Source organism: Pseudoalteromonas luteoviolacea (assembly GCF_018100925.1).
GTDB lineage: Bacteria > Pseudomonadota > Gammaproteobacteria > Enterobacterales > Alteromonadaceae > Pseudoalteromonas > Pseudoalteromonas obscura.
Window position 1 is genome coordinate 378,101 of sequence record NZ_JAGJEH010000008.1, and the last position, 25,710, is coordinate 403,810.

Annotated in this window: 19 protein-coding genes; 15 read left to right on the top strand and 4 right to left on the bottom strand. The window is 42.6% G+C overall.

What is annotated here, in order from left to right; all coding sequences use genetic code 11:
• The first annotated feature begins 112 nt into the window (after positions 1-112).
• The 7 genes from J8M00_RS19115 to J8M00_RS19145 all read left to right on the top strand — a co-directional run bounded on the left by J8M00_RS19115 (position 113) and on the right by J8M00_RS19145 (position 11,856).
• The gene (locus J8M00_RS19115) at positions 113-463 is read left to right on the top strand and encodes a hypothetical protein (RefSeq protein WP_211012087.1); all 351 of its coding nucleotides are present in this window, start codon (positions 113-115) and stop codon (positions 461-463) included.
• A gap of 173 nt (positions 464-636) precedes the next feature.
• Positions 637-7,680 carry an FG-GAP-like repeat-containing protein gene (locus J8M00_RS19120; protein ID WP_211012088.1) on the top strand — a complete coding sequence of 2,348 codons (7,044 nt, stop codon included), beginning with the start codon at positions 637-639 and terminating at the stop codon, positions 7,678-7,680.
• A 14-nt stretch (positions 7,681-7,694) separates the two neighbouring features.
• A complete protein-coding gene (locus tag J8M00_RS19125) occupies positions 7,695-8,414 on the top strand; it encodes an ankyrin repeat domain-containing protein (RefSeq protein ID WP_211012089.1) in 720 nt (239 codons plus the stop codon).
• Between the two features lie 86 nt (positions 8,415-8,500).
• Positions 8,501-8,800, top strand: a complete 300-nt coding sequence (locus J8M00_RS19130) for a hypothetical protein (protein WP_211012090.1) — start codon at positions 8,501-8,503, stop codon at positions 8,798-8,800.
• A gap of 208 nt (positions 8,801-9,008) precedes the next feature.
• Positions 9,009-9,356, top strand: coding sequence for a hypothetical protein (locus J8M00_RS19135; RefSeq protein WP_211012091.1), 348 nt, complete (start codon positions 9,009-9,011; stop codon positions 9,354-9,356).
• 377 nt (positions 9,357-9,733) lie between these two features.
• The gene (locus J8M00_RS19140) at positions 9,734-11,362 is read left to right on the top strand and encodes an FAD-binding protein (protein WP_211012092.1); all 1,629 of its coding nucleotides are present in this window, start codon (positions 9,734-9,736) and stop codon (positions 11,360-11,362) included.
• Positions 11,363-11,583: 221 nt separating this feature from the next.
• Positions 11,584-11,856, top strand: coding sequence for a hypothetical protein (locus J8M00_RS19145; RefSeq protein ID WP_211012093.1), 273 nt, complete (start codon positions 11,584-11,586; stop codon positions 11,854-11,856).
• 56 nt (positions 11,857-11,912) lie between these two features.
• Here J8M00_RS19145 and J8M00_RS19150 read toward each other — a convergent pair whose 3' ends face one another.
• Both J8M00_RS19150 and cysZ read right to left on the bottom strand, forming a co-directional pair.
• Positions 11,913-13,097 (bottom strand): glycerophosphodiester phosphodiesterase family protein, encoded by a 1,185-nt coding sequence (locus J8M00_RS19150; protein ID WP_247687475.1) that lies wholly within the window; start codon positions 13,095-13,097, stop codon positions 11,913-11,915.
• A gap of 92 nt (positions 13,098-13,189) precedes the next feature.
• Positions 13,190-13,915 carry a sulfate transporter CysZ gene (gene cysZ / locus J8M00_RS19155; protein ID WP_211012095.1) on the bottom strand — a complete coding sequence of 242 codons (726 nt, stop codon included), beginning with the start codon at positions 13,913-13,915 and terminating at the stop codon, positions 13,190-13,192.
• 233 nt (positions 13,916-14,148) lie between these two features.
• On the opposite strand from cysZ, the gene J8M00_RS19160 reads away from it, so the two are divergent.
• A complete protein-coding gene (locus J8M00_RS19160) occupies positions 14,149-14,421 on the top strand; it encodes a hypothetical protein (protein ID WP_211012096.1) in 273 nt (90 codons plus the stop codon).
• Positions 14,422-14,473: 52 nt separating this feature from the next.
• Positions 14,474-15,061 (top strand): hypothetical protein, encoded by a 588-nt coding sequence (locus tag J8M00_RS19165; protein WP_211012097.1) that lies wholly within the window; start codon positions 14,474-14,476, stop codon positions 15,059-15,061.
• A 71-nt stretch (positions 15,062-15,132) separates the two neighbouring features.
• On the opposite strand, the gene J8M00_RS19170 is transcribed toward J8M00_RS19165, so the two are convergent.
• Positions 15,133-15,426, bottom strand: coding sequence for a hypothetical protein (locus J8M00_RS19170; RefSeq protein ID WP_211012098.1), 294 nt, complete (start codon positions 15,424-15,426; stop codon positions 15,133-15,135).
• Between the two features lie 214 nt (positions 15,427-15,640).
• Between J8M00_RS19170 and J8M00_RS19175 the strand changes: the two genes are divergently transcribed.
• From J8M00_RS19175 to msrB, 6 genes are all read left to right on the top strand, one after another.
• Positions 15,641-16,372 (top strand): TrmH family RNA methyltransferase, encoded by a 732-nt coding sequence (locus tag J8M00_RS19175; RefSeq protein ID WP_211012099.1) that lies wholly within the window; start codon positions 15,641-15,643, stop codon positions 16,370-16,372.
• A 43-nt stretch (positions 16,373-16,415) separates the two neighbouring features.
• The gene (locus J8M00_RS19180) at positions 16,416-19,805 is read left to right on the top strand and encodes a chromosome segregation SMC family protein (RefSeq protein ID WP_211012100.1); all 3,390 of its coding nucleotides are present in this window, start codon (positions 16,416-16,418) and stop codon (positions 19,803-19,805) included.
• An 18-nt stretch (positions 19,806-19,823) separates the two neighbouring features.
• Entirely contained in the window at positions 19,824-20,537 is a 714-nt protein-coding gene (gene zipA, locus J8M00_RS19185) for a cell division protein ZipA (RefSeq protein WP_211012101.1), read from the top strand.
• Positions 20,538-20,636: 99 nt separating this feature from the next.
• Positions 20,637-22,658, top strand: coding sequence for an NAD-dependent DNA ligase LigA (gene ligA, locus J8M00_RS19190; protein WP_211012102.1), 2,022 nt, complete (start codon positions 20,637-20,639; stop codon positions 22,656-22,658).
• Between the two features lie 65 nt (positions 22,659-22,723).
• Entirely contained in the window at positions 22,724-23,197 is a 474-nt protein-coding gene (locus J8M00_RS19195; RefSeq protein ID WP_211012117.1) for a DUF2919 family protein, read from the top strand.
• A gap of 261 nt (positions 23,198-23,458) precedes the next feature.
• Positions 23,459-23,911: a peptide-methionine (R)-S-oxide reductase MsrB gene (gene msrB, locus J8M00_RS19200; protein ID WP_211012103.1), complete on the top strand. Its 453-nt coding sequence runs from the start codon at positions 23,459-23,461 to the stop codon at positions 23,909-23,911.
• 40 nt (positions 23,912-23,951) lie between these two features.
• Here the strand turns inward: msrB and J8M00_RS19205 are convergent, their stop codons facing one another.
• Complete coding sequence (locus J8M00_RS19205) at positions 23,952-25,580, bottom strand: response regulator (protein ID WP_211012104.1); 1,629 nt, start codon at positions 25,578-25,580, stop codon at positions 23,952-23,954.
• Positions 25,581-25,710: the final 130 nt, after the last annotated feature.

Below are 25,710 nucleotides of genomic sequence, written 5' to 3' on the forward strand. Positions count from 1 at the left end.
CTGAGTAACAAATTTTACGCATTTTTTGTATTTTTTATACGCAAAATTACGTCTTTATGATAGTGTTTGAGTGAAAACTCAACAATATAAAAACATAATAAAGGATAAAATTATGAAAACTGCTTGTACTATGTTCACTATCGCCCTTCTTTTTGGTTCTTCTTCTGCACTTGCTAGCTGTAATAAATACAGTTGTGAAGGCGTATCCAATGTCGTCTTTTCTTCGGTTATCGCCGATAGCGATGCAGTGAAAATTAAATTTCATGAGGGCACGAACGCGACGTTAAGTTGTAATCTTGATGCTGATAATGCAGCCGTATTAGATCAAAAAAGCCCAAATTTCCGCAATATGCAATCTATGTTGTTAACTGCCATCGCAGCAAATTTACCTGTTGGTCTGCAATTTGATAAAGCATCTTCAGGTTGTGCTGTGCAATCGGTAGAAGTCAAAGTCGTAGAATAACTTTTCTTAACGAACTACTCGCAACGAGCAACCAAGTGTAATTTATTTTGAGTATAACTTTGGCTTTTTAGCTTAAGTTAGCAGTTACTTCTTTATGTTACGAAGTACTTTATTTGCTCTGTGATCAATGCCTATTCATGGCTTAGATATACAACAAGAAAAGTGAATTCTGTATGTTAAAGAAACAAGGATTATTGGCCCTACCTCTTGGGCTATTGAGTTGCTGGGTTCATGCCAGTCCAGTTACTCCTACTAACAATGTATGGCAAGATAGCAGCGGAAATCTTTATTATCAGCAACCAGTTAAACAAGTAACAACCGCTGATGAAGCGCCCGTCAGTATCCGGGTTTTTGAGTCTCACCCATATGTTCGTATTGTTCAAACAGCGAACGGATTCGAACTAGAAGGTATTTCAAAGTCTGAGTTCGCAGCACAACATAGCGAAATGGATGTGGTGGGCAAACGACTGCGCAGCGACTTCGATGGAGATGGCCAAGCAGATGCACTGATCCAGACTGACCTTGGTCATGAGTTGTTGGTGTCACGCAATACGGTTAAACCTTATCGCATAGGGATTAATATCCGAGACTTTGGTCAGCAAATGGAAGTGCGGGACTTCAACTACGATTTTCGTGCTGATATTGTCGATAAGAGCAATGATAAAGTGCACTACGCACAATCAACCGGATTGAGTCATGCTATCAATACCAATGATTATGTCGGCTCTTTACCTGCTCAAAGCAATGTTTCGCCTGGAGGCGAGTTTACCTACAATATTCCGATCACCTTAGGCGAAGCGACTGGCGGATTGAAACCAAATGTATCGCTGAGCTACGCATCTAACCCTCGCAATGGTCACGTCGGGGTCGGTTTTAATATCGATGGGCTCAGTGCCATCACTCGATGTGAAAAAAATATGGAGACAGATGGTGTTGCTGGATCCGTGAATCTAGATCAGAATGATCGCTTTTGTCTAGATGGACAGCGTCTGATTGTAAAATCAGGCCGCACCTATGGCAGCAACAACTCAGAATACCGAACTAGGCAGAATACTGGGCAAAAGATCATTGCGCACACTTCTAGCACAGTTACAGGCCCTTATGCGTTTACTGTATACGATACACAGGGAAATAAACTGACTTATGGTAAACATGGCTCTGCACAGGATGCGTTAATCAAGGCCAGTAATAACCGAGGTTATACCTGGGCGTTAAAGCGCGTCGAAGATGCGTCTGGTAATTACTATACTTATAACTACACCAAAGTGAACGGCAGTCTTGAGTTTTATCCCACATCTATCAAGTATTCAGGTCACGGCAGTGGCGCAACCCGCAATGAGGTTCGCTTCAACTGGGAAGATCGACTCGATAAGCGTAGACTCGCCTATTTAAAAAACAATAAGATCACGCTGACTAAACGCCTTAAAAATATAGAGTCTTATTATTCCGGTCGGTTGCTACGCCGTTATAATCTGACTTATGGCTATGCTGGCACCGGTGTAACGGAAAGCGTACTGAAAAAAGTGCAAGCATGTTCAAGTAACAATAAATGTTTGTCACCAACTGTATTCAACTGGAATTCAAGGGGCTCTGTGAGGTTAGGTCGAGATATTGGCCGTGATTACTCAAGAAACAGCCGCTATAAAGCGCATCAGTTTATGGACTTCAATGGTGATGGATTAACTGATATTGCCTATGTGCGCAACGATAGAGGTAGCTCATCAGACCATTTATATATGATCCCAAACAATGGTCGCGGATTTGGCGATGAGCGTCGGTTTCATGATCTTGCCAACAAGACATTCCGCAGAACATGGAAAATAGTCGATTATGATAAAGATGGTAAGGATGACATTCTTTATTTATCTGGCAGTAATCAGCATTGGAAGTTGATGCGCCATACATCTGCGATGAACTTTTCATTTACGTCTTTAACCTCCATTAGTAAGCCGACGAATGATGAAAATACGCGATTTTTGGATATCGATGCCGATGGTTATCCCGAACTACTACATTTTGTTGGCAATAAATTATCTTACCAAAAAGGCACTAAAACGGGCCTAGCTAGCGGTGCTGCTAAACCAATCAAGTTCAATTTAAATGCGCCAAGCGGTTCAACGGCTTCGATGATGTCCTATGACAAGGATGATAATACGTTTCCTGCGATGGACTTTAATGGCGATGGCCGCGCAGACTTTTTAGCCAAAGTCAGAGTGTCTACCTACAATGATGATCCTTTCCCACCGTGCGATCGTCCATGGGCATGTGAAGATCCCAGAATTGTACAGCCACAACTGCAAGCGGGCGCATCAATAAAACAAGCGGATGATAATCAGGCTTTGATACCTGTTTCGCCTAAGCAATTGAACCCAGTTGATATGAGCAAATCGCCAGCGATTGAAACCCAGCAGTTGATGCAGCAACAAAGTGGACTTATTACTCCACAAGGTTACAGCCATAGCTATAGCTGGAAAATTCTTGTGTCGCAGGGCAGTGATACGTTTGCAGAGTTTGTTACTGTTTCGTCAACATATAATATTAAGGATATTCAAGCTGTCGAACTAAATGGCGATGGTCTGGCGGATATTCTCTATCGAAATAACAGCGATAATTGGTATGCCAGAATAAATAATGGACATGGGTTCAACAGTGCCGTTTACTTATTCAAGTATAACAAAGCAGCCTTAAAAACATTTGATATCAACGGTGATGGTACAGCAGAGGTCTATAGAGAAGACCACGGAGATCACTTTTATTTCTTTAATGGCAGTGGCTTTACGGCGAGAAAACTGACATCACAGGGATCAAATTTTGATTTCACCACTTTTATGGATGTTACTGGGGACGGCACGCCTGATAAATTAGTCTTTTCTGGGCGTATGGGCTTGTACCAAAACAGTGATAGTCCAGCTACTTTGCTCTCTTCGGTGACAGATGGATTTGGTGTTAAAACATCAGTCTCCTATTCTACGCTTAATAATCGCAGTGTATATGTACCGGACTATGATGCGAGGCACAAAAACTGGGGTAACGGCAGAGTAACAGACATAAAGAAAGGTGCTCGTGTTGTTAGCTTATTACGTAAAGGAGAGGATTTATTTACCTATAAATATTATGGTGCTAAAGCACAAGTCGGTCGTGGCATGCTCGGCTTTAGACAAGTTGTCATTGAGAGTCGAAATGCAGGCACTAAAGTTGTTAGTACATATCGCCAAGATGGGGATTATAGAGGCGCTGTGTCTAAAGTGCAGACATATGTAAAATTTGGTAGCGATACAAGCTCAGGCGGAGGCGGAAATCCCCCCCCACCACCGATAGATCCGTGCGATGAAATTCCTGAGATGTGTAACTGTAACTGGGAGCCTGGCAAACGCTGTGAGATCCCAAGAACAATTCCCGTCGATGAGCTGATAGCTTCTCCGTTAACGGCCATGAGCCGCTCTGAGTTAAGTATCCAAAGTGCCTCATCAAGCAGTGTTTGGCGATTGAAATCAGAAGTCACGAATACTCATGGTAATAAGAGAGATACAGGCTTTAAAGCTGGTAGCGCCACTTATCCATATATGGTTTATCCAAGTCGCTCAGTGACAAAGACCTATAATACGGATACCAGTAGCCAGACGCTTATTGCGACAAAAACCGAGCAATTAACCATAGATAGCTTTGGTAACCCGGTATCGAAAAAAAGTACTATTGACAGTAAAAATGGCTATGCGCACACGTCTGAAACACATACCTACTCGTACAGTAAATACGGTGGTAGATTGACGAAAAAGCAGGCGACAAAGCGTTATTTAAATCGCCTTAATGGCAGCAATCGAGGTAATTATCAAAATACGCAAACGGTAAACTATGCCTACGACAGCAAAGGGCGAATGATCAAAACAACCGCAGACAATGGCGTGGTCACGAGCTACACGCTGAATAGCTATGGTATGGTCACCAAAGAAACTGTATCGTCCCCAGGTTTACCCAATAAGGTATTGACGAAATACTATGACAGCACGAACCGTCATCTGACGGGGGAATCCAATAGCTTGGGTCACAGAAGTACCATCGGATATGACAGCTTGGGTCGCAAGTATTATGTGCAAACAGCCAATGGTCAGCGCACTTATAGTACTTATAACCAACTTGGACGAGTGACGGGAGAAGTATCTACACCGGCAAATAATACCAGTATCTCAGGCAGTCAAGCACTGAGTACGAGTAAGGTACAGTATTGGTGTAAATCGATAAACCACTGTCCGTCAAACGCAACCTACTACGAAGAAACTACCGTAGAAGGGGCGCCTGACTCCAGAGTCTATTTTGATAAATATGGGCGTGAAATTCGCAAAGGCAGTGTGTCCCTAAGTGGCACTTATGTATACACAGACTTTACTTATGATACGAAGGGTCGTAAATATCGCGAGTCTCTACCATATTTTGCTGGTGGCACAATACGTTGGACAGTTTATCAATACGATAAACAAAACCGTGTGATTAAAATTACCAAGGCTGACGGTTCTGTCTGGAAAACCGAATACAACGGTGAAGCGGTGACAAACGTTAACCCCTTAGGACGCCGTAATACTCAGGTTAAAAATGCCATGGGACTGTTGGTTAAAGTCACTGATGCAAACAACAAGTCTGCCGATTATCAATATGATGAAAATGGTAAGTCTCGAAACCTCAAAGGGCCAAAGGGGAACCAAATTCAAATATCGTATGATAAATACGGCAACAAAACTCGCGTGGTTGATCCTGATAAAGGTACAATAAACTACACTTATAACAAGTATCATCAGTTGACGAAAGAAACGGACAGCAACGGCAATGTGATGACATATAAGTATGATGTATTGGGTCGTATTACTGAATCTGTACGTAAAAAAGGCACTACTTTAGAGCATCATACGGTCACCAGTTATGACAGTGGCAGCTATGCAAAAGGCCAAGTTTTTACAGTTAACGATAAGGTGTCTGGGTTTACTGAACGTTATTACTACGATGCATTTAGCCGCAGTCGTGAAAAGCAGACGGTGATTGAAGGCGATACCTATAAGGAGAAGTGGGAATACAATAACTCAGGCCAGCTGACCAAGGAGATCGACGCATCTGGAAAGAGTGTTATCTATACATATAATGCTCATAAGCACTTAGCCTCTTTGAAAGACAGTCAGACCAATTCTGTGGTTTGGCGAGCTGTTACTGTGGATGCGTTTGGCAATCTAACCAAAGAACAACTCGGTAGTCGCATTGTACGAAACAAAGGTTTTGACGCTGAGACTGGTCTATTGACGAGTATGACAACAACGGGTAGTGGCACTTTGCAAAACTTGCGATATGACTGGGATAACCTAGGGAATTTGAATTATCGACAAGATTTAGCGATTGGCAAAAAAGAAACTTTTGCCTATGACACACTTAACCGGGTGACACGCAGTACGATATCCGGCGTTGCGACAACTGATATCCGCTACAATGAGTTGGGTAACATAACTTACAAGACTGGGGTAGGTAACTACCATTACCAATCAAGTAGACCCCATGCAGTCACTGAGGTCACAGGAGCCCGTGCGAACAAGTATCAATATGATGCTTCGGGTAATATGGTCAAAGACAATGACAGAGTACTAAGTTACAACACCTTCCATAAACCAACTTATATAGAGAAAGGGGATTACTGGGTTGAGTTTGAATACTCAGGTAATGGTAAACGCTTTAGACGCCTTGAGTTTGGTGGTGAGAAAGGTGCATTGATCCCGATTTTGAATGGAGACATAACCAAATTTATACCTGTTGCTCAGGAAACTCGGTATGTCGGAAAAGTTGAGTTTATCCGATATGGAGGTTCAAGTGCTTGGGTGAGCAAACGCTATATTGCCGGTAAGGTGTTGGTAACGACCGTCAATAACCAAGCAACCACTCGCTATATCTTGGATGATCACCTAGGGTCGACACATGTGATTGCAGACAGCAATGGCCGTTCGGTTCAAGTCATGAGTTTTGATGTGTTTGGTGCGCGTCGAGATGCTAAAACTTGGGCACGGGACTTCAGTGATACCAGCAAGTTTACCAGTATGATCACTCTGCGCGGCTTCACTGGCCATGAGCAAATTGATGAGGTAGGCCTTGTTCATATGGGGGGACGGATCTACGACCCAATTCTTGGTCGATTCTTACAAGCCGATCCTATGGTTCAGGCTCCTGAAAATATTCAAAGTCTTAACCGTTATTCATACGTAGTTAATAACCCTCTCAATAAAACAGATCCGAGTGGATATATTTGGGTGACGTTGGCAATCACCGCACTTAAAGCTATTGCTGCTAGCTCAGCGGTAAGTGCTGCGGTGGCAACAGCGATTAGCTATGCGTTGACTGCTTATACTTATTATGGCTACGCGCAATTTGCGATCAGTGTGAACAACGCCATTAAAGGAGGTGGAACGGCGATGGCCAACTTCTTAGGTGGGTTGAGTAAGAGCTTGGCAAAACAGTGGTTACAGGGCAAAGTCATGGATGCGACAGGCATGACGCAAGCAATTGAAGAGATTGACAAGAAGTTCTCTTTGAAAGTAACGCCGAGTGCGATTGCTGATTTACCAAAAATTGAGGCGGCTTCTTGTGTGTATGAGGACTTTGCCCAGTGTCAGGGGACGGACCACTACAAGCGCCTTTCAGATCAGGAACTTCAAGCAATGGACTTAGATCCGAAAGACTTTAATACGGAAAGCAGTATGAATGCGGCTCTGTTTAAAGATGATCAGGGTAAATACTTGTTGGTTTACCGAGGCACTGCGGAATTGCTACCTGATGTTGGTGCAGACATTACTCAAGCATTTGGTATTGAAACCACACAATACAATGAAGCAATGGATCTGGCACAGGTGGTGGTAGACAAGCTCGGTAATAACGTCGAGTTTGCCGGGCACTCGCTTGGTGGAGGACTTGCTGCCGCAGCGTCAATGTTTACTGGTAATCCAGCGACCACGATAAACGCGGCGGGTGTACATGATCGAACCATGACCCGCAAGGGGGTGGATATGTCGACCGTTGATCCGTCCAAGATCAAAGCGTACTACAACACCACTGACCTACTGCACATTGGGCAATTATTACCCTTCTTGCCGTCTGCCAATGGTAAGCAAATTGCATTGACACCATTGAGCTCACACGGCGTTGTTGGGGCATGTTCGTCTATGGGGGGCAAACCTTGCGACTATTCCGACTAGTTATAGTTGCGCTAATGTTTCTGCAGACCGGGTGCTTACAACTCGGTCATGCAGTAACGGGCGGCATTTATAGTATTTTACCGGAACAAGAATATACGGACCAATTGTGCTTAAAGCTCGCTCGAGCAGCATTAAATGGGAATTTGAAACGCTTAAATAAGCTGCTTGCTACGCCGAATCACCAGGTGAATTGCCAAGGGAAGACGGGGTTTACCCCTTTATACTTTGCTTTAAAAGGCAGGCAAATCAACACCTATACAAGACTACTTGAAGCGGGGGCTGATCCTAATATTCCATTCGGTGAAAGGGGTAACAATGTTACGTTTCTTGCAAGCTGGATAGGGATTGAATACTTACGGCCTGCTGCTGAACATGGTGCTGACTTTAACCAAAGAGATGCCTTTGGCAGAACACCAGTTTATAAAATCATTAGCTCAGATACGAACGAGGCATTTTTGCTAGCACTGAGCAAAGGGTTTGATGTCAACAATGTTGATAACTCTGGAGGCACGCCTATTGTAAGAGCCCTTGGTTCATATAAGTTTTTTATGGCTTGGAAGTTATTAGAGAATGGGGCCGATATAAATTTGAATCCACTCTCTAATGTAGGAGATGCATGCTTCCAGTTAAATAGAGCTATTGGGCGAAAACATGAATTGACTCAGTCAGCGCAATTAGAGATTGAACGATACCATCAGCGTTTGATGGAGGCGGCTAATTGTGACGCTAAATAGGGAGTGTTTTGTGCAGTACAGCACTCTCGTCGTATTTTGATAACTCAATAATATATAAAAATTTATTCGATATTTAAGGACAAAAAATGAAAAAGGTAATCGCACTTTGTTTGACACTCCTAAGCAGTGAAGCGGCCCTTGCTTACAATGCTAATCCGAGTGTGGAGATTAAAAATATTAGAGTTAGACCTACTGTTGCGTATGTATTATTTGAAGGGTGTAGTAGATATGCGAGAATTAACTTATCGAATGATTATTACAAATCTATGTTTTCCGTCGCTATGATGGCTGCGGCGTCTAATAAAAAGGTTGCAGTTGAATTCCAAGAAAATAAAAGCTGTGCATCAACAGAACCTCATATTAACTTTATAGATATAAAAATATAATCATATTCTAATGTTTTCCTAGTTATAAAGTTGGTTTGTCAGTTTATCCTGATAAGCCAATTTTATATTTCCTTCCTTTGATTTCAATTCATGCACTTTCTAGAAAGAGGTTTGCTGATTTCTTAATATTACTATATTCATAAGGTGTTTTGTTTTTTTTGGAGCTCGTATATAATTCGATTTTACTTTATAAGTTAAGGATACAAAATTGAATAAGTTATTGTTTTTGGTGTTATTACTTGGGGCTTCTATTCAATCGGCGTTTGCATCAAGTACAGAGTTATCGATAGGAACGCAAATTACAGAATTGAACGTTTATTCTAGACTTGGTAATGGTGATGTTTACGTCAAATTAAATATCAATGGCAACTATTGTAAACATGGCTACTTTATTAACAAGAATAGCGCGGGTTATGAATCTATACTTAGCAGTTTGTTGAGCGCATACCATGCACAATCTAATATAAAAATCTTTGGTTTTACTGGTCAAGCGCATCATTGGAGTGGAAATACAGGCCCAACTTGCGAAATTTACTCAGTTCAGCTTAAGCATTAAACAAGAATTTGTTAGTAGAAGCTAAAGTAGTTTAAAGGCTCATACAGATTAAATAAATTTTGCAGGTGCACTATCGTTTTATGTGCCTGCATTTTCGGTCAGTAACGAAACTTAACCTTTTTTATCCCGACCTCCTTTCCTCGTAAAGAAATATTTTGATACACATCTTATGTAAGTGCTTACTATTTCTGTATTTAAAGATACATCGATTTGTAAAATATACTAAGGCACTCTTTCTCTAGTTCTTTAGTCTAATTAATATACAGAACCTGTCCTTTTTATTGCTACATTGAAGCTGTCATACGAACAAGCGCACCGAATTAGGATAGTGGTTTAGCGCCGTATGGCTAATAACAATAACATGTAAGGACAGTATTATGGATAACAAAGAAAAAAACTTAGTTTCACAATCAACAGAGCAAACGTCTCGACGTAGTTTCTTGAAAAAGTCACTGGCTGTGGGTGGCGCTGTCGGCGCTGCACCGTTAGCTTTGCAGTCTTCGGCTGCTCATGCGCGGGGGGAGTACGGGCAGTATCACAAAGTATTTGGCAATGACCCGCGCTATATTTCAATGCTATTAGGTTCCAACATGCGCTTCTTAAGTCAGCCAACATACATTGGCGCGTGTAGTTCAGCTCATGAAGTTTATATGGCGGCAAGAGACGCGATCACGCAAGGAAAGCGCATCACAGTGCGGGCGGGCGGTCATTGTTATGAGGGGTTTGTGGACAATGATAATGGCGTTGTAATTGATATCAGTAATATGGATCGAATTTACAAGGATGGCGATTATTATGTGGTTGAAGCGGGTGCTAACTTAGGCCATACCTACAAAACCTTATTTAAGGAGTTTGGTAAAATAATTCCAGCGGGTTCGTGTTTTGGTGTGGGGATTGGTGGTCATGTTTGCGGTGGTGGATTTGGTGTGCACTCGAGACAATTCGGATTGTCGAGCGACTATTTAGCCGGTGTTGAATTAGTGGCGTTTAACGAATGGGGCGGTCAGGCCACTTATCCTCGCAAATATTTCAAAGGGCAATCGGCGCAGGCTGATGAAATCGTATGGGCGCATCAAGGTGGTGGCGGTGGTAATTTTGGCATTGTTACAAAATACTTTTTCAAAGATCTACCAGATGTGCCAGCCTTTATACATGCACAAGAAATATCGATCCCATGGGCGAGTTTAGATTATGCTCAGTTTGCAGCTTTACTAAAAAACTATGGTGAATTCTGGACTAAAAATAATGGTCCAGAAAGCCGCTTCAATGCATTGCATTCATCCATGTCTGTACCTAACTCTGTTGGAGGAAGTGGCGATATACGTATGCAATTGTTTAGTAGTGGCAACCCGGGCTTAATTGATGAGTTTTTGGATGCTGTTTTCTCTGCATCTCAATTAGCGCAGGCAAAAATAGGCTTGCGTACGACCGACCATATGGGGTTACAAAGTCAAGAAGATGCACCGCCGAGGCCTACACCGCCAGGCAGTTATTTCAGCTTACCATGGTGGTACGGAACACAATATGCGGCAGGTCCGTTAATCGGTGCAAGAGGGAAAAACAAATCAGCTTATATGAATAAACCGTTTCCTGAATCACAGATACGTACGTTATGGAATGAGCTACGAAATGGCGACTATTTAAGCCCTGGAGGCTTGGTACAAATTTCCTCTTACGGCGGTCAAATTAATGCATTATCTTCTTCAGATACGGCAGTCTCGCACCGAAGCTCTGTAATGAAGTTACAATATCAAACTTATTGGTTTGAACCTGCTCAAGACCCTTACCATATTGGCTGGATGAATGGCCTATACCTGAAAATGTATGGTGAAACGGGACCTGCTCCAGATGGCACTATGGACGGCTGTTACGTGAACTATGCAGATACCGATATTTCCAATTGGCAATACCTGTATTACAAGGATAACTACCCAAGGTTGCAGCAAGTCAAACGTTTGTTGGATCCGAAAAATCGTTTGAACCATGCTCAGTCGATAGAGCTATAGCCCTCGCGCTTTAAAATCAAGATTAAGGTAAATACCGAGTGGTATTTACCTTATGATTCTAATAGGAAAGTCTAATTTTTTGGTTTTTAAAATAATATCAACGGTTTAAAAAGTGGGTGAATTTATTATTCTCTCTAATGTTTTGTTTTTACGCAGGTTTTTAAGTTGCTCGATTGAAATTGATTCGTAGTATGTGAGGCGATTTTAATAAGGAGTATGAGATGTTAAACCTTAAAAAACGTAAACTAAAAACCTTGTCTCAAGATGCTGCGATTATCCCATCAAAGATGACCAAGCAAATTGGTGGTGCACACGTAAGTGTATCGTCAGATACTTATACAACGACCCACCCAGATGCATACAACTTGACCGATAAGGCAACAATTATCCAAACTGGACCAACAGATCCTGCTACTGGGCCGTTCACTGGCACTTTAACAGGACCAAGCACAATTACCGGCCCAGGCACAAGTGGACCAAGTATTTATATTTAAGTGCTACTGAATAGGTACGATGTGTCGTATTGACAACACATCGTACAAGATTGAAATTAATAGAGGTTCATACAATTGGCGTAAAATGTCGTTGTAGCGGGCCAATCACTAAACACCCCTTTAACGCCAACTTGTTTAGTCAATACATCCAGCACTGTATAAACATCGCCTTCGTTTTTAATAGCATCATTGATCCCTTGATAGTACCATCCACCACCTTGAGAGATCAGCCCTGAGCGCTCAAGAGTCCATGTGATTATATCAAGATTGGCAGCTTTTGCTGCGATTGCGTATCGTGAAGGTACCAGCTTGCCTGCTTCATCGAGTGTTAACAGCACCCATAAAGGGGGGGCGATAACATTAACACCACTGGCTTTGATTTCATCCATGTTTGGATGCCAAGTTTGTGCATTGTTTGGGTCGAAGTTGGGGTCGGAATAGCGACCATCTAAATACACACCACGCTTACCGTAGCGAGTATTGTGGCGCCAATACTGAACATCTTCAATATTGAAAGATTGTGGCAAAACTTTACGGGGAGAGACTCGAGCGGCGCGATATTCATCAACCATCTTTTGGGCGTAATCTTGTTGTGTCATCCCTTGATACGGCATTGCAACTGCAGGAGCCTTTAACTCAGGCGTCATTTTTACTCGTAGAGATTGAAATAACTCGATACTCTGTGCATGGGTCATCAATGTGCCAGTTGCAGAGTAAAGATCAGTGCGCCAGTTGGCTGTGCCTTTTACATATTCTTGCGGTGTACTCGCATCGGGGTTTGCGCCATCCATTTTGCCTTTGAGCTGCATAAACTCGTCAAGCGTTAAATCCGACGTACAGCATTTCGCGCTTGCTGGTGTGCCAGTGTTGGGATCTGCTGGGGTAAAAGGCTGACTACATTTAGCTGCCAATTCAGGGCGTAGTAAAATGTCAGTGCTGGTATGTAAATCACATTGGGCATGGCGGCAAACTAACTCTTTATCCTTAGTAAATGTAACATCACACTCCAATACGCCGGCGCCCATTCGTGCCGCTGCGATATAAGATTCTTTTGTATGTTCAGGGAATTGAGTGGGCGCGCCACGGTGTCCGATAGAAAACTGAGATTTAAAAAAGGGTCTGTTTACACACCGAGAGAGCTTGGATTTAAGTGCACTTGGTGCCATTTGGTCTAGTAAATAAAACGGTCTTGGCCCAAGTTGTGCAGAAGCACTGGCGCTGGCACTGCCTAGCAGTGCCATAGTGAATACGACTTTAGTTAAAATGTTCATAACGTCCCAGTATGGATTTTTTTAACTATTATCGGTATGAAATATGACGTTTTTACGAGTTGTTATCGGTAATTGCTTCGGTAATTTTCTACCCATAATTTAGTGGCGCCACAGACAGCAGCAGGCATAACGATCAGGTTTACAAATGGGATGGCTGTGAGTACAAATACCGCAAAACCAAACCCATATGAAAGGCCTTGCTTGCCTTTTAGATCTTGCTTCATTTGACTAAAGCTGATCTTATGATTGTCAAACGGGTAGTCATTATACTGTACGTTGTACATCCAGCAGGTAAAGAGGATCCAAAGGATTTGTCCAATAATAGGCAGCATCCATAACATTAAAAAGAAAATGATTGCCCTAGGTAGGTAATAGCATAACTTAGTCCACTCCCGCCCCATCATCCGAGGAACGTCCTTTAGTAGGTCTGTAAAACCATCATCATTAATGGGTTGGCCTGTGAGATGGAGCTCTACTTTTTCCGATAGCAAACCATTAAACGGCGCCGCAATAAAATTGGTAATAACAGTAAATACCATACTGTAACTGAATAGAATAATTAAGATAGCTAGGGGCCATAGCAGCCATTCTAGCCAACTAAGCCATGTAGGTAGTGCGTTATTTAGATATTCAAACCCTTGTGTTAACCAGTCAAATAGAAAAAACAGCGATCCGCCAAATAACAGAATATTGATAAATAACGGGATAAAAACAAAGCGTTTGAGTCCTTTTTGGCCAAGCATGGAAAAGCCCGCTATAAAGTACTCCATCCCTTTTGTAATTTGCATCGTTAAGCTCTAAATTGGGAACAGTTGAAGTCTATTATAATCGTTAATTGCATTTTAGTGCGTGATTTTTTGATCTCTATCATTGCAAAAGAAAGTCTTTAAATTCATGGCCTAGAGAGGGAATGTCACACTCTCTTACAATTAACTTAGGTATGGGATCAGGGGTTACCCCTTGTAAACACCTAGGTGAGTCCATACACTAATTGATAGATCATCTAGGAGTGAAAAACAGCATGCGTGTCTTTCAGTTATTGTTTGCAGTTAGCTTAGCGACGTTACTTTGTGTAACGGCGGCAGGCGTGCATGCAGCTGAAGAAAGGCAGCAAATTGTCGAGCTTATTGCAGATCTCGATTTGCAATACTTAGATGTGGATCTTGATGAAGCTTTGCCGTTATCAAGTGTCAAAAGTTCATTGTGTACCACAGATGTTGTTGGCTCAACTTCTTGGTCTTTCCTTGGTTCTGCTCAAAGTGCGACGCGAATTCGCGCACCCCCTGTTCAATAATCCCCTTATAAAACACCATAATTAATTTAACTTAATCATCGTGAGGTGGATCATGAGCTATTATCATGCACTTAAAACTGCGGCTGTGAATACAGGCGCTGTAACAAACAATACCGTTAATGTGGCTACGGCCAATACTCGAGCGTTTGAGCAATTACCTGCGGAGCAATTTCTTCGCCCTTTACCAACGATATACATAGATCTAGATGCGACCCTAGATGAAGCTGCTTTGGTATTAAACAAAACACATCAAGCCGCAGCACTTGTCATATCAACAACTGGCGAGCCAATCGGATTAATTTCTTCTGCTTTATTAGGTAGCCGAAATGTCCTTGAAAAGGCACAGACAATGGGCTTAACTCGGAATGATTTAAGCGTTGCGGATATGATGATCGCGATATCGTCACTGCGTCAAATATCAACTGCTCAGGTTGTTGAAGCCCAAGTTGGAGACATTAAAGCAACGATTGAAGCGGATGGTTTAACTTATTTATTTGTACAAAATAGCCAACAAAAAGCAGTTGGTTATTTTGATGTAATTGATTTAGTCAAAAATAGTAATGGCGTGATCACAGCACTTAAACCGTGTCATGATTTTAAAGATGTAGTCGCGCAAATACTGCACAATAAAGAAATGTAACAGTTCCCCCAAAGTTAATGTAAATTAAACCCAAGGCATCTTTATGATGCCTTTTTTAGTGCTTGAGTTTATTAAGGTAGCTTTACATTGTGGTGTTTTGCGTACCAATAAAACAAAGGCAGCTCTATGATTGTGAAACTGACCAATGTAAACCAAGCCCAATTTACCTCAAAAAAGAACAAGGTAAATTCGACCCCCGTGGCAAAGTACTCCGAGCCTACAATTGCGAGCGAAAGCATTGAAGCAATAAAATCTTGCGTAGACACCTTTTTAAAGTCGTTACCTGCATATTTGGGTGAGATAATGAAATAGGTTATTGCAAGAATAACGATATTTAGCAGGATAACATGAAGCTCTGCGGACATAACTGCGTCTCAAATTGGGTTAGATAGGAGTGATTTCAATACGCATCACTTTTTATTTTGTTGCTATTGTAATCACAACTGAATGCGAGTGCAAAGCGCACTGACTAGGGGATCGCTAATATTTGTCGTTCGCCTTAGCGCCGAAAGCAGCAATTCCGCTGCACTTTGTCCTATATTGTGTATATACTTCGCTTCCTAACCAAATGAGGTGTGTATGCTGTCTAAAAATCAACAAAAACTTATTCGCGCTCTTGCACAAAAAAAATACCGTAAACAACATGGTCTGTACTTAGTTCAAGGCGAAAAGAATGTCTTGGAATTACTGCAAGCGAAGGTGGAAGTACAACAGATTTTTGCCACACCTCAATTTATTCTTAGTCATGAAAATACCTTGAGGCATTGCCAAGTTACCGAATGTGATGAACAGTCACTCAGCAAAGTCAGTACGTTAGTGAGTAACAATGCGGCCATTGCGATTGTACCAATTGCTGATCAAAAAGAAATAGATAAAAGTGGCTTCGTATTAGCGCTTGACGGTGTATCCGACCCCGGTAACTTAGGCACGATTATTCGTCTTGCTGATTGGTATGGGTTAAAGCAAGTGGTGGTTAGTGAAGACTGTGCAGACCATTTAAACCCAAAAGTGATCAGCGCAACAATGGGATCGTTTGTACGGGTAGATGTGATCAGAGCGGATCTAGAACAACTATTAAGTCATTATAACGGGCCTATATATGGGGCGTACCTTGAGGGACAAAGTGTACATCAAACCCCATTTGCTGAGCGCGGACTACTCGTTATGGGCAGTGAGTCTCATGGGATCCGAGAAAAAGCCGGTCAGTATATCAATCAACCCATTACTATTCCGGCATATGGTCAAGCAGAGTCTCTCAATGTGGCTATGGCGACAGGCATCATTCTTGATAATTTTCGCCGCTCAATTTAATGTACGATTGTTGCAGCAATAATCAATATATATAGCTTTCTCTATGCGCTTAAGTCACATAAAACTAGCAGGCTTCAAGTCTTTTGTTGAACCCACTAAGATCCCTTTTCCCGATCAAATGACGTGTGTGGTTGGGCCAAATGGATGTGGCAAATCTAACGTCATTGATGCTGTGCGCTGGGTACTAGGTGAAAGCTCTGCAAAAAACTTACGTGGCGATGCAATGACGGACGTCATTTTTAATGGTTCGACTCAGCGAAAAGCGATTTCTCAAGCATCTGTTGAGCTGATGTTTGACAATACACAGGGCACATTGCCTGGATCGCTGGCTGATCGTAACCAAATCGCGATTAAACGCCTCGTGACTCGAGATGGACAGTCATTATACTTTTTAAATGGTAGTAAATGTCGTCGTCGCGATATTACCGATATATTTCTAGGGACGGGTCTCGGGCCTCGCAGTTATGCGATTATTGAACAGGGAATGATCTCTCGTCTAATCGAGAGTAAACCTCATGAATTAAGAGTCTTTTTAGAAGAAGCGGCGGGTGTTTCTAAATATAAGGAGCGCAGGCGTGAAACTCAGACACGTATTAAGAGCACGCGAGACAATTTAGAACGTTTGCTCGATATGCGCAAAGAGTTGCAATCACAGCTTGACCGATTGGCGCAACAAGCCGAAGCAGCAAAAAAATATAAAGATCTTAAAGCGAAAGAGCGGACTCTTAAAGGACAACTTGCCGTTATTAAATGGCAGGACTTTAATGACAAGCTGAAGCAAAAAGTAAAGCAGATAGCAAAGCTTGATGAGCAGCTACAGTTTTTAGATCAGGCTCACGGTGGGCAAAGTGATGTGATTGCTAGCTTTGAGCACAAAGTAGTGCATTTAAACGACGCGCTGAGTGTATTGCAGCAAGAACAACATAAAACCCATACTGCACTCACTCGTGCTGAGCAGCAAAAGATCCACCTCACAGAAAAGCGCATTGAGCTCAATGAGGCTCAAGTTAAGTGTCAGGCTGAACACGCTAATGCACAATCACTTTTGACACAGCAGCAAGCCACTTGTGAGTTACACAAACAAAAGAGTGAGGAAGCTGCTGAGCGCCTAACACTCCAAGAAGCGGTATTAGAAGAGCGAGAAGCGCTTTATGAACAGCAGCATCAAGCCAATAGTGACATTGAAGGTCTTGTCAATGAGTTGACTGAGCGTGTTGCTATGGCTAAAGAGCAACACGCATCAAGCAATATTACTTTGCAACAGGCAAAACAAACGCACCTTCATTTACAAGATAACCTTTCAGGTTTGGTAGCAGATGAACAGGCACTCACGACACAAAACAATAGTGACTTATTGAGTGAGGAGCAGGCCAAACAGCATGCACTGGTTAAAGAGATGGCTAGTTTGCAAAGTCAGGCTCAAAAGCTGGTTGAGCAGCGACTAAAGAGCGAGGCGCAGTTGCACCAAAGTGAAGAGGTGGTGAAAGGCGCGCAGCAGCAATTATTACAGTGCACAGCCGAGCGAGATACCTTAATTTCCCTGCTAGATGTGGATAAAGAGTCACAGGCTCCATCGTTTTTAGCTCAGTTAAAAGTCATTGAAGGCTATGCACAAATCGTAGAGTGCGCGCTACTTGGGCTTAACTCTCTGTCGATTAGCGAAGTCCCCAATGGAGCGGGTTTATGGGCGCATACTCAAACAAGTGACTCTGACAGTGTTGCACAGTTTATAGAGTCAGGTGTTTTCCCAAGCTTTTTAAACCATGTTAAGTGGTTAGGAAAACATCGACAATTTACCGTGACCCCACATTATATTTTTGCCGTTGATGATGAAGGCTGCTTGTATGGGGAAAACTTCAAAATGCCGACGTCAGAAGGCGGTGGGAATCAACTGGCAAATTATCAAAAACTTGATAACTTAAATACGAGTTTGCCAGCCCAACAAAAAGCATTAGAAGAAGCACAGCAACAGTTAAGCTCAAATGCGACCAAACATGCCGAACTTGAAAATGTGATAGAGCAGAACAAACAAGCTGTTCACACCGTTGCACAGCAGGTTGCAGCAAATAAAAGTCGTCTTGAGGTTTTAGAGTTGCAGCAGCGAGGGTGGCAGAGTCAAGCAGATAAGTTGGCCGCTGAGATAGCTAAAACTCGTCAAGAAATGACGGCGACACAAGAGTTGATTGAGCAGCGTGAATTAAATCATTTGCAAACTACTCAGCAGTTAGAAGTGGCTCAGCAAAATTTAGAAGAGAAGCGTGAGCAGGTTGAAGCACATAGGCATCAGATACAAAATGCGCTGACAGGAAAAAGCCAAGCACAAGAACAAGTACACCTTGCAAAAATGGCGTTACAGCAAGCACAGAGTGATCAGCAAATAAGCGCGACAAAATCAGTGCATTTAAGCGAAAGTTTACAACTGTCTGAGGCTGCATTAGAAGCAAATTCTGAACAGCAAGTTTTACTAGAAGAGCCGCTGTCAGAGACGCAATCTCAAATTTCAACGTTGTTAAATACCCACCGAGAACAGCAACAAAAATTGACGCATTTGGAACAACAAGTTTCAGAGGCAAAGCAACAGCTTGCTGACAAGCAAAATAGTGTGCAGGACGCGCAATCACACAGTCTTAAACTCAAAGAGCAAAAACAACAGCTACAATTACAAGAGCAAAGCTTGTTGGTAAAAGCGCAAGCGGCGCTAGAGCCGTTAATTGAGCTAAAGCAGACCTTAAAAGGAATGCTTGCGACGCTTGATGAAAAAGTGAGTGTCGGAGTATATCAGAGCCAATTGACAGCAACCGCACAAAAGTTGTCGGTATTAGGCGCTGTTAATTTAGCTGCAATTGAAGAGTTTGATGAAGCTCAGTCGCGTAAAACATACTTGGATGAACAGCTTAACGACTTAACGGCAGCGCTTGAAACTCTTGAAAATGCGATTAAAAAAATAGATAGAGAGACAAAAACGCGCTTTAGAGCCACTTTTGATCAGGTCAACCGAGATCTCGCTGAGTTATTTCCAAAAGTATTTGGTGGCGGAAATGCGTATTTAGAGCTCACCAGTGATGATTTGTTAGAAAGTGGTGTTACTATAATGGCAAGACCACCAGGCAAGAAAAACTCGACAATTCATCTGTTAAGTGGTGGAGAAAAAGCGTTGACCGCATTATCATTGGTATTTTCTATCTTCAGATTAAATCCGGCGCCGTTTTGTATGTTGGACGAAGTAGATGCACCGTTAGACGATGCCAATGTTGGACGTTTTTGCCGCCTCGTTGAGGAGATGTCTCAAACGGTGCAATTTATTTATATTAGCCACAACAAAGTGGCTATGGAGATGGCCGCAAGGCTGACGGGGGTAACTATGGCAGAACCGGGTGTTTCTCGCGTAGTTGCTGTAGATATAGAACAAGCAGTGCAGATGGCACATACATAATAAAAGTAAAGGTGAACAATGGCCACAGAGTTAAGATGGGCATTAATCGTGATCAGCGCACTGATCATAGGTGGACTACTGATACATGGGCTATGGTCTGTAAGAAAAAAAGAAGACAAAGAGGATCGTAGACAAAATTTGCCAGCAGCAAATGAGCATAGCAAACCCTCTGAACCTGAACTAAATGATATGAGCTTTACGGCTGTAGAAGAGGAGCAGCATTCGCACTCTGTGGATGCGTCAGATATACAAGCTGACTCTCAGCCATCTTTGCAAGAAGAGCAAGCACAAACAGATCAGAGCGCAGGGCCTGCTGTGGAGCCTCAGGATTTTATCATTCTGCACATACAAATGCCGGAAGGCCTAGCAATGGAAGGCTCAAAATTATTACCGAGTGTACTCAGTTTGGGCTTTAAATTCTCTGAGGAGGGCTTTTTTAATCGCCATTTAGAGTCATCAGGCAATGGACCTGTGTTATTTAGACTTGTGAATATGTATAACCCTGGTACGTTCGATATCGACAATATGGAGCAATTTAGCACAGCTGGTGTCAGTCTATTTATGACATTACCTTGTGAAGGTGACAGCATGGCGGCATTCAATATGTTGCACGGTGCGGCGAAAAAATTATCAGATGAGTTCGGTGCACAAGTGCTAGATAGTAAGCGTGAGCCACTGACGGTAGATACCATCAGAACGTATGTTGAAAAAGTACGTGAGTTTGCAGCCTAGTTCTACGGTGTAAGCTGTCTCGTATCTCAAATGGAATGGTTAAAGATAGAGTAAGCCACTGGCACAGGTCGGTGGCTTTTGTTTTATTAAGAGGTTGAAATGTCCGAATCTATCAGCAATAGAATCAATGAATTAAAAGCACAAGTGGAAGAGCACAATTACAAATATTATGTGCAAGATATGCCCACCGTGCCAGATGCCGAATATGATAGGTTAATGCGAGAGCTAGTTGATTTAGAAACAGGGCACCCGGAGCTACTTACGGCTGACTCCCCCTCACAAAAAGTGGGTGGCGCAGCACTGAGTAAGTTTGATCAAGTAACTCACAAGGTCCCAATGCTGTCGTTGGATAATGCGTTTGATGAGGCCGAGTTTAATGCTTTCAACCGTCGCATCAAAGAACGCTTGTTAGAATCTGGTGAGCTAACCTTCTGTTGTGAACCAAAATTAGATGGTCTCGCGGTGTCAATTTTGTATCGTGACGGTGTATTAGTGCAAGCGGCCACGCGTGGAGACGGACAAGTTGGCGAAAATATCACTGAAAATGTGAAAACGATCCGTAATATTCCATTGCGTTTGAGGGGCGACAACATCCCTGCGGAAGTTGAAGTACGTGGTGAAGTGTTTATGGACAAAGCAGGTTTTGAGCGCCTCAATGAAACTGCTTTGGCCAAAGACGAGAAAACCTTTGCTAATCCAAGAAATGCAGCAGCGGGTAGCTTACGTCAGCTTGATTCAAAAATTACCGCCAAGCGACCCTTGATGTTTTATGCCTATTCAATGGGAACGGTTGAAGGAGCACAGCTGGCAGAGACACACTATGGCCAACTAGAGCAGCTTAAGCTTTGGGGCTTGCCTATGTGCCCTGAAACCAAACGTGTTAATGGCGTTGCACAGGCGCTGGCATACTATCAGGATATTCTTAACCGCCGCGATGCATTAAGTTATGAAATTGATGGCGTTGTTATTAAGGTAGATAATAAACAGCAACAGTCTCAATTAGGCTTTGTGGCGCGGGCACCACGCTGGGCGATTGCATTTAAATTTCCAGCACAAGAAGAGATCACTCAATTGCTCGACGTTGAATTTCAAGTCGGGCGTACGGGCGCTATTACACCGGTAGCAAGACTAGAGCCTGTATTTGTTGGAGGTGTCACAGTATCTAATGCAACACTGCATAATCAAGATGAAATTGACCGCCTAAGCATTAAAGTAAAAGATCACGTGATTATCCGACGCGCAGGAGACGTCATTCCACAAATTACGCAAGTGGTGTTAGACAAGCGCCCAAGTAATGCATTTGATATCGAGTTTCCAAACACTTGCCCGGTATGTGACTCGCATGTAGATCGCGTCGAAGGGGAAGCAGTGGCTCGCTGTACAGGTGGGTTGGTATGCCAAGCGCAAAGAAAAGAGGCGATAAAACACTTTTCATCCAGAAAAGCCTTAGATATTGATGGGTTAGGAGATAAAATCGTTGAGCAGCTGGTGGATAGAGAGCTTATCAAAACCCCCGCAGAGTTGTTTAAATTACGTCAAGGGCACTTTGAGTCTCTAGAACGTATGGGACCTAAGTCTGCTAAAAACCTAGTGAATGCACTAGAGGCAGGCAAACAGACCACTTTAGCTAAATTCCTATATGCATTAGGGATAAGAGAGGTGGGTGAAGCGACCGCACAAAACTTGGCAAACCATTACTTAACCCTTGAAAATGTCATGAATGCCTCCATTGAGAGTTTACAAGAAGTGAGTGATGTCGGTGTGATTGTCGCGCAACATATTCATGCCTTTTTTGGTGAGCAACACAACCAGCAAGTTGTATCCGAATTGTTGGGAGTTGGGGTGCATTGGTCAGATATTGAAGCGCCATCAGAACAGGCTCAGCCGTTAGCTGGGTTGACTTATGTTTTGACCGGTACCTTGAATGAGCTCAATCGCAATGATGCAAAAGCGCGATTGCAAGCTTTGGGGGCAAAGGTTGCTGGTAGTGTATCGAAAAATACTCATGCTTTGGTTGCGGGTGAGAAAGCAGGTTCAAAGCTGACTAAAGCGCAAGACCTAGGTATCGAGATTATGGATGAAGCGGCCTTAATCGCACTCTTTGAGCAGCACCAAGCATAATAAAATATCTGTCTCACAGAGACAGCTAAACGCAGTTTTTATTTGGGGGCAAAGTGAGTAAATTGATAGGGCGATTTGGGCCTGAATATTGGGATAAGTATGGTGTGTATCGCACGCCACTTGGGTTCAATTTAACTTTATTTGTATTGCTTCGCCCCTTTCTTGTATGGCTGATGTCAGCACTTACTTGGCGCCCAGACTTGGATATTATGAGTTTGTTTTTTCCTTCAAAAAACGACTTTTTAGTGGCTATTTCCATTGCCGCTATTGCATTAATACCGACTGTTTTATATTCAATGCGGCGGCCCAGTAGTGCGCAAAAATGGGGCAGGGTGTGGCGCTACATGCGTTGGCCTCTATTGCTCACGGCCGTTCTAGATTTGACTTGGCTGCTCTCACAGGCTGCAAGCAATCACTTCCAGTTTTCATTTTATCTTGCCGCGCAAATTGTATTGGTTTCATGGGTAATTTTGTACCTAATCAACAGCCGTTATTTAACGTGTTTTTTTGGTGACTGGCCTGAACCTGACCCAAAATAACTTGACGTGAATGCCCGCAAAAGCCTAAATGATACTGAGGTATTTTGTCTATCTGCTCAAACCTTATGAATGGTTAATTTGTCATGCACTGTGCCTAACAAGGTGCGTAGCTCCAGATTCATTTTATTAGCGCTGTGGCGCACATTGTCCTAGTTGTGTCATGAATTGGATATATGCTCAAAAGCTACTGCGCTGAGATAGATAAGATAGTTATTATTGGCGGCAAATAATAAAAATCAAATGAATATTGGGAAAATCAACATGTTACTTTGGCAAGATATACTGACTTGGGCGAAAGAGGGTAACCCAACTCCACCGCGAAAAGTGGAGAAAAGCATCATGCAATGGCAGGCTTTACTTGAACCTTCTGTATTTCACATTACTCGTAATAAAGGGACTGAGAGGCCGTTCAGTTCTGAGTCTTGTAGTTTATTTGAACCTGGGCAATACGAGTGTGCTTGTTGTGGTGAATTACTATTTGACGCACAAGAAAAGTTTGAAAGTGGTTCAGGGTGGCCCTCGTTTACGCAACCAGCAAAGCCTAATGCTATCGCCTACCATTTAGATAACACACATGGTATGGATAGAGTAGAAATAGTTTGCAATGTATGTGACGCACACCTAGGGCATGTTTTTCCTGATGGGCCTAAACCGAGTGGGTTGCGCTATTGCGTTAATGCACTTGCGATGGTCAAACATGAAACAGTGAGTTAAGCACCCCAAGATGCAATAGGTGATCTGAGACATCAGATGCCTATTGCGCAAGTCCCATTTCTTTCATTTGCGCTAACAGTTTATCAAATCGGGTTAGTTGCTCTGAATCAAGATCAGCACTTTGTAGCACTTTAAGGCACTTTTTGGCTAGGTTGGTGTTGAACGTAATGCCTTTTTTCCCCGTTGCATCCGCTAAGCATTGCAGCAGGTTGAGCGCAATGCTGGCATTTTTAGGCATGACTCTAAATGCCTGAGAAAATGCTTCTAATGCAACATCAAGCTCGCCTTTATTGAATTGTTTAACTGCGTGGTTATTCAACTCTTTAGGACCCATGGTGATGTCTTTTCGTTCATCATGTTGCTGTTGTAAATATCGCATCATGACAGGGTCTTCATGGTTTTGATGCCGCTCACAGTGATCAATGATCTGGCCAAAGAGTGCTTGAGCTTTATGCTGAAAGCCTAGTTCATGAAATGCTTTGGCTTTATCAAGTGCAGCATCCACTGAGCGGATCTGAGGCTCATCATCTAATTGCTCCATGAGCTGACGTGCTTTTTTATGCTCATCTTTGAGGTAGTGTAATCGCGCGTGAAGCACATCCATTTGAGTTTGATTAATGGCATGTGGGAACTGTTTTTTAAGATCGTTTAAATATTGCTGCGTTTGCCTAGTGATCTTATTTATTTGTTCGTGCTGATCGGTGGCTAAGGCAAAGTCGATACCTGCCCGAGCGGCATTTAGATACACCTCTGGACTATCATGAATAGAGTATCGAGCAAAACTCGCAATTTCTTTTTGGGCATTGTAGCTACACTCGTAATCGTGATTAATCATGGCAACGGTACTCAACGATTTTTGCCGTGATAGGTTGCGAGGGGCTATTTGCGAGGCTTCATGGAGTGCTTTTTGTGCATGTTCAAACTGGTTTAATTTAATTTCTAAACGACCGAGCAGATCAAGTGCGGCAAGTCTGGTTTCACTTTTTTCAATTAAGCCTTTTAATAGCTTTTGTGCCGTGAGATCTTCATTATTTGCGATTAACGCTTCAACTAAACCGAGCTTGGCCCAAGTGAATTTTTGTAACTCTAGTGCCGACTTATAAAATTGCTTCGCCTCTTCAAAGTGCTTTAGTTTGAGCAACATTTCGCCTTTGAGCTTAAGTAGCATAACTGAGTAGCTAGTTTGCTGACTATCTAACTCGGCATTAATAAACTTGAGCGCTTTGGAGTAGTTTTCGTCATCGATGAGCGTATATAACTTTTTGAGACTCTGCTTTCTTTTTAGCACTCGCTCTATTCTTGACTGCAAATCTTTGATGGTGAAAGGCTTAACCAAAAAGTCATCGGGTTGAAGCTCCACAACACTGTGAACTAGTTCAGGGCTTGTTTCCGCGGAAGTAAAAATAAACCCAGTCCAGCGTTTTATTAAACGCTTGTTTAGTAGCTCTTCATAAAGTTGATAGCCATTTTGCCGTTTGCTCAAATCAAATGAACATATGATCAGGTCGAACTTATTGATTTCACAGCTTTCCTTGGCAACTGCGGCGGACTCAGCAATGAAAATATTCCGATAGGCTAAACGTTCTAGCGACTGTTTTAAATAGCTAAGGGCTAGAGGTTGTTCTTCCACAATTAAAATTTTTGAATTAACAAATGGTTGAACGGCCATATCGATATTTAGGTGTTGCTAGCAATAATTTTAGTCTAGTCGTTTCTTCAAACTTTTAAAACAGTCTGAGATAGAAGTTAAAATAAGAAGTGTAGAGACAACTTGGACATAATAGAAAGAGTAGATGATG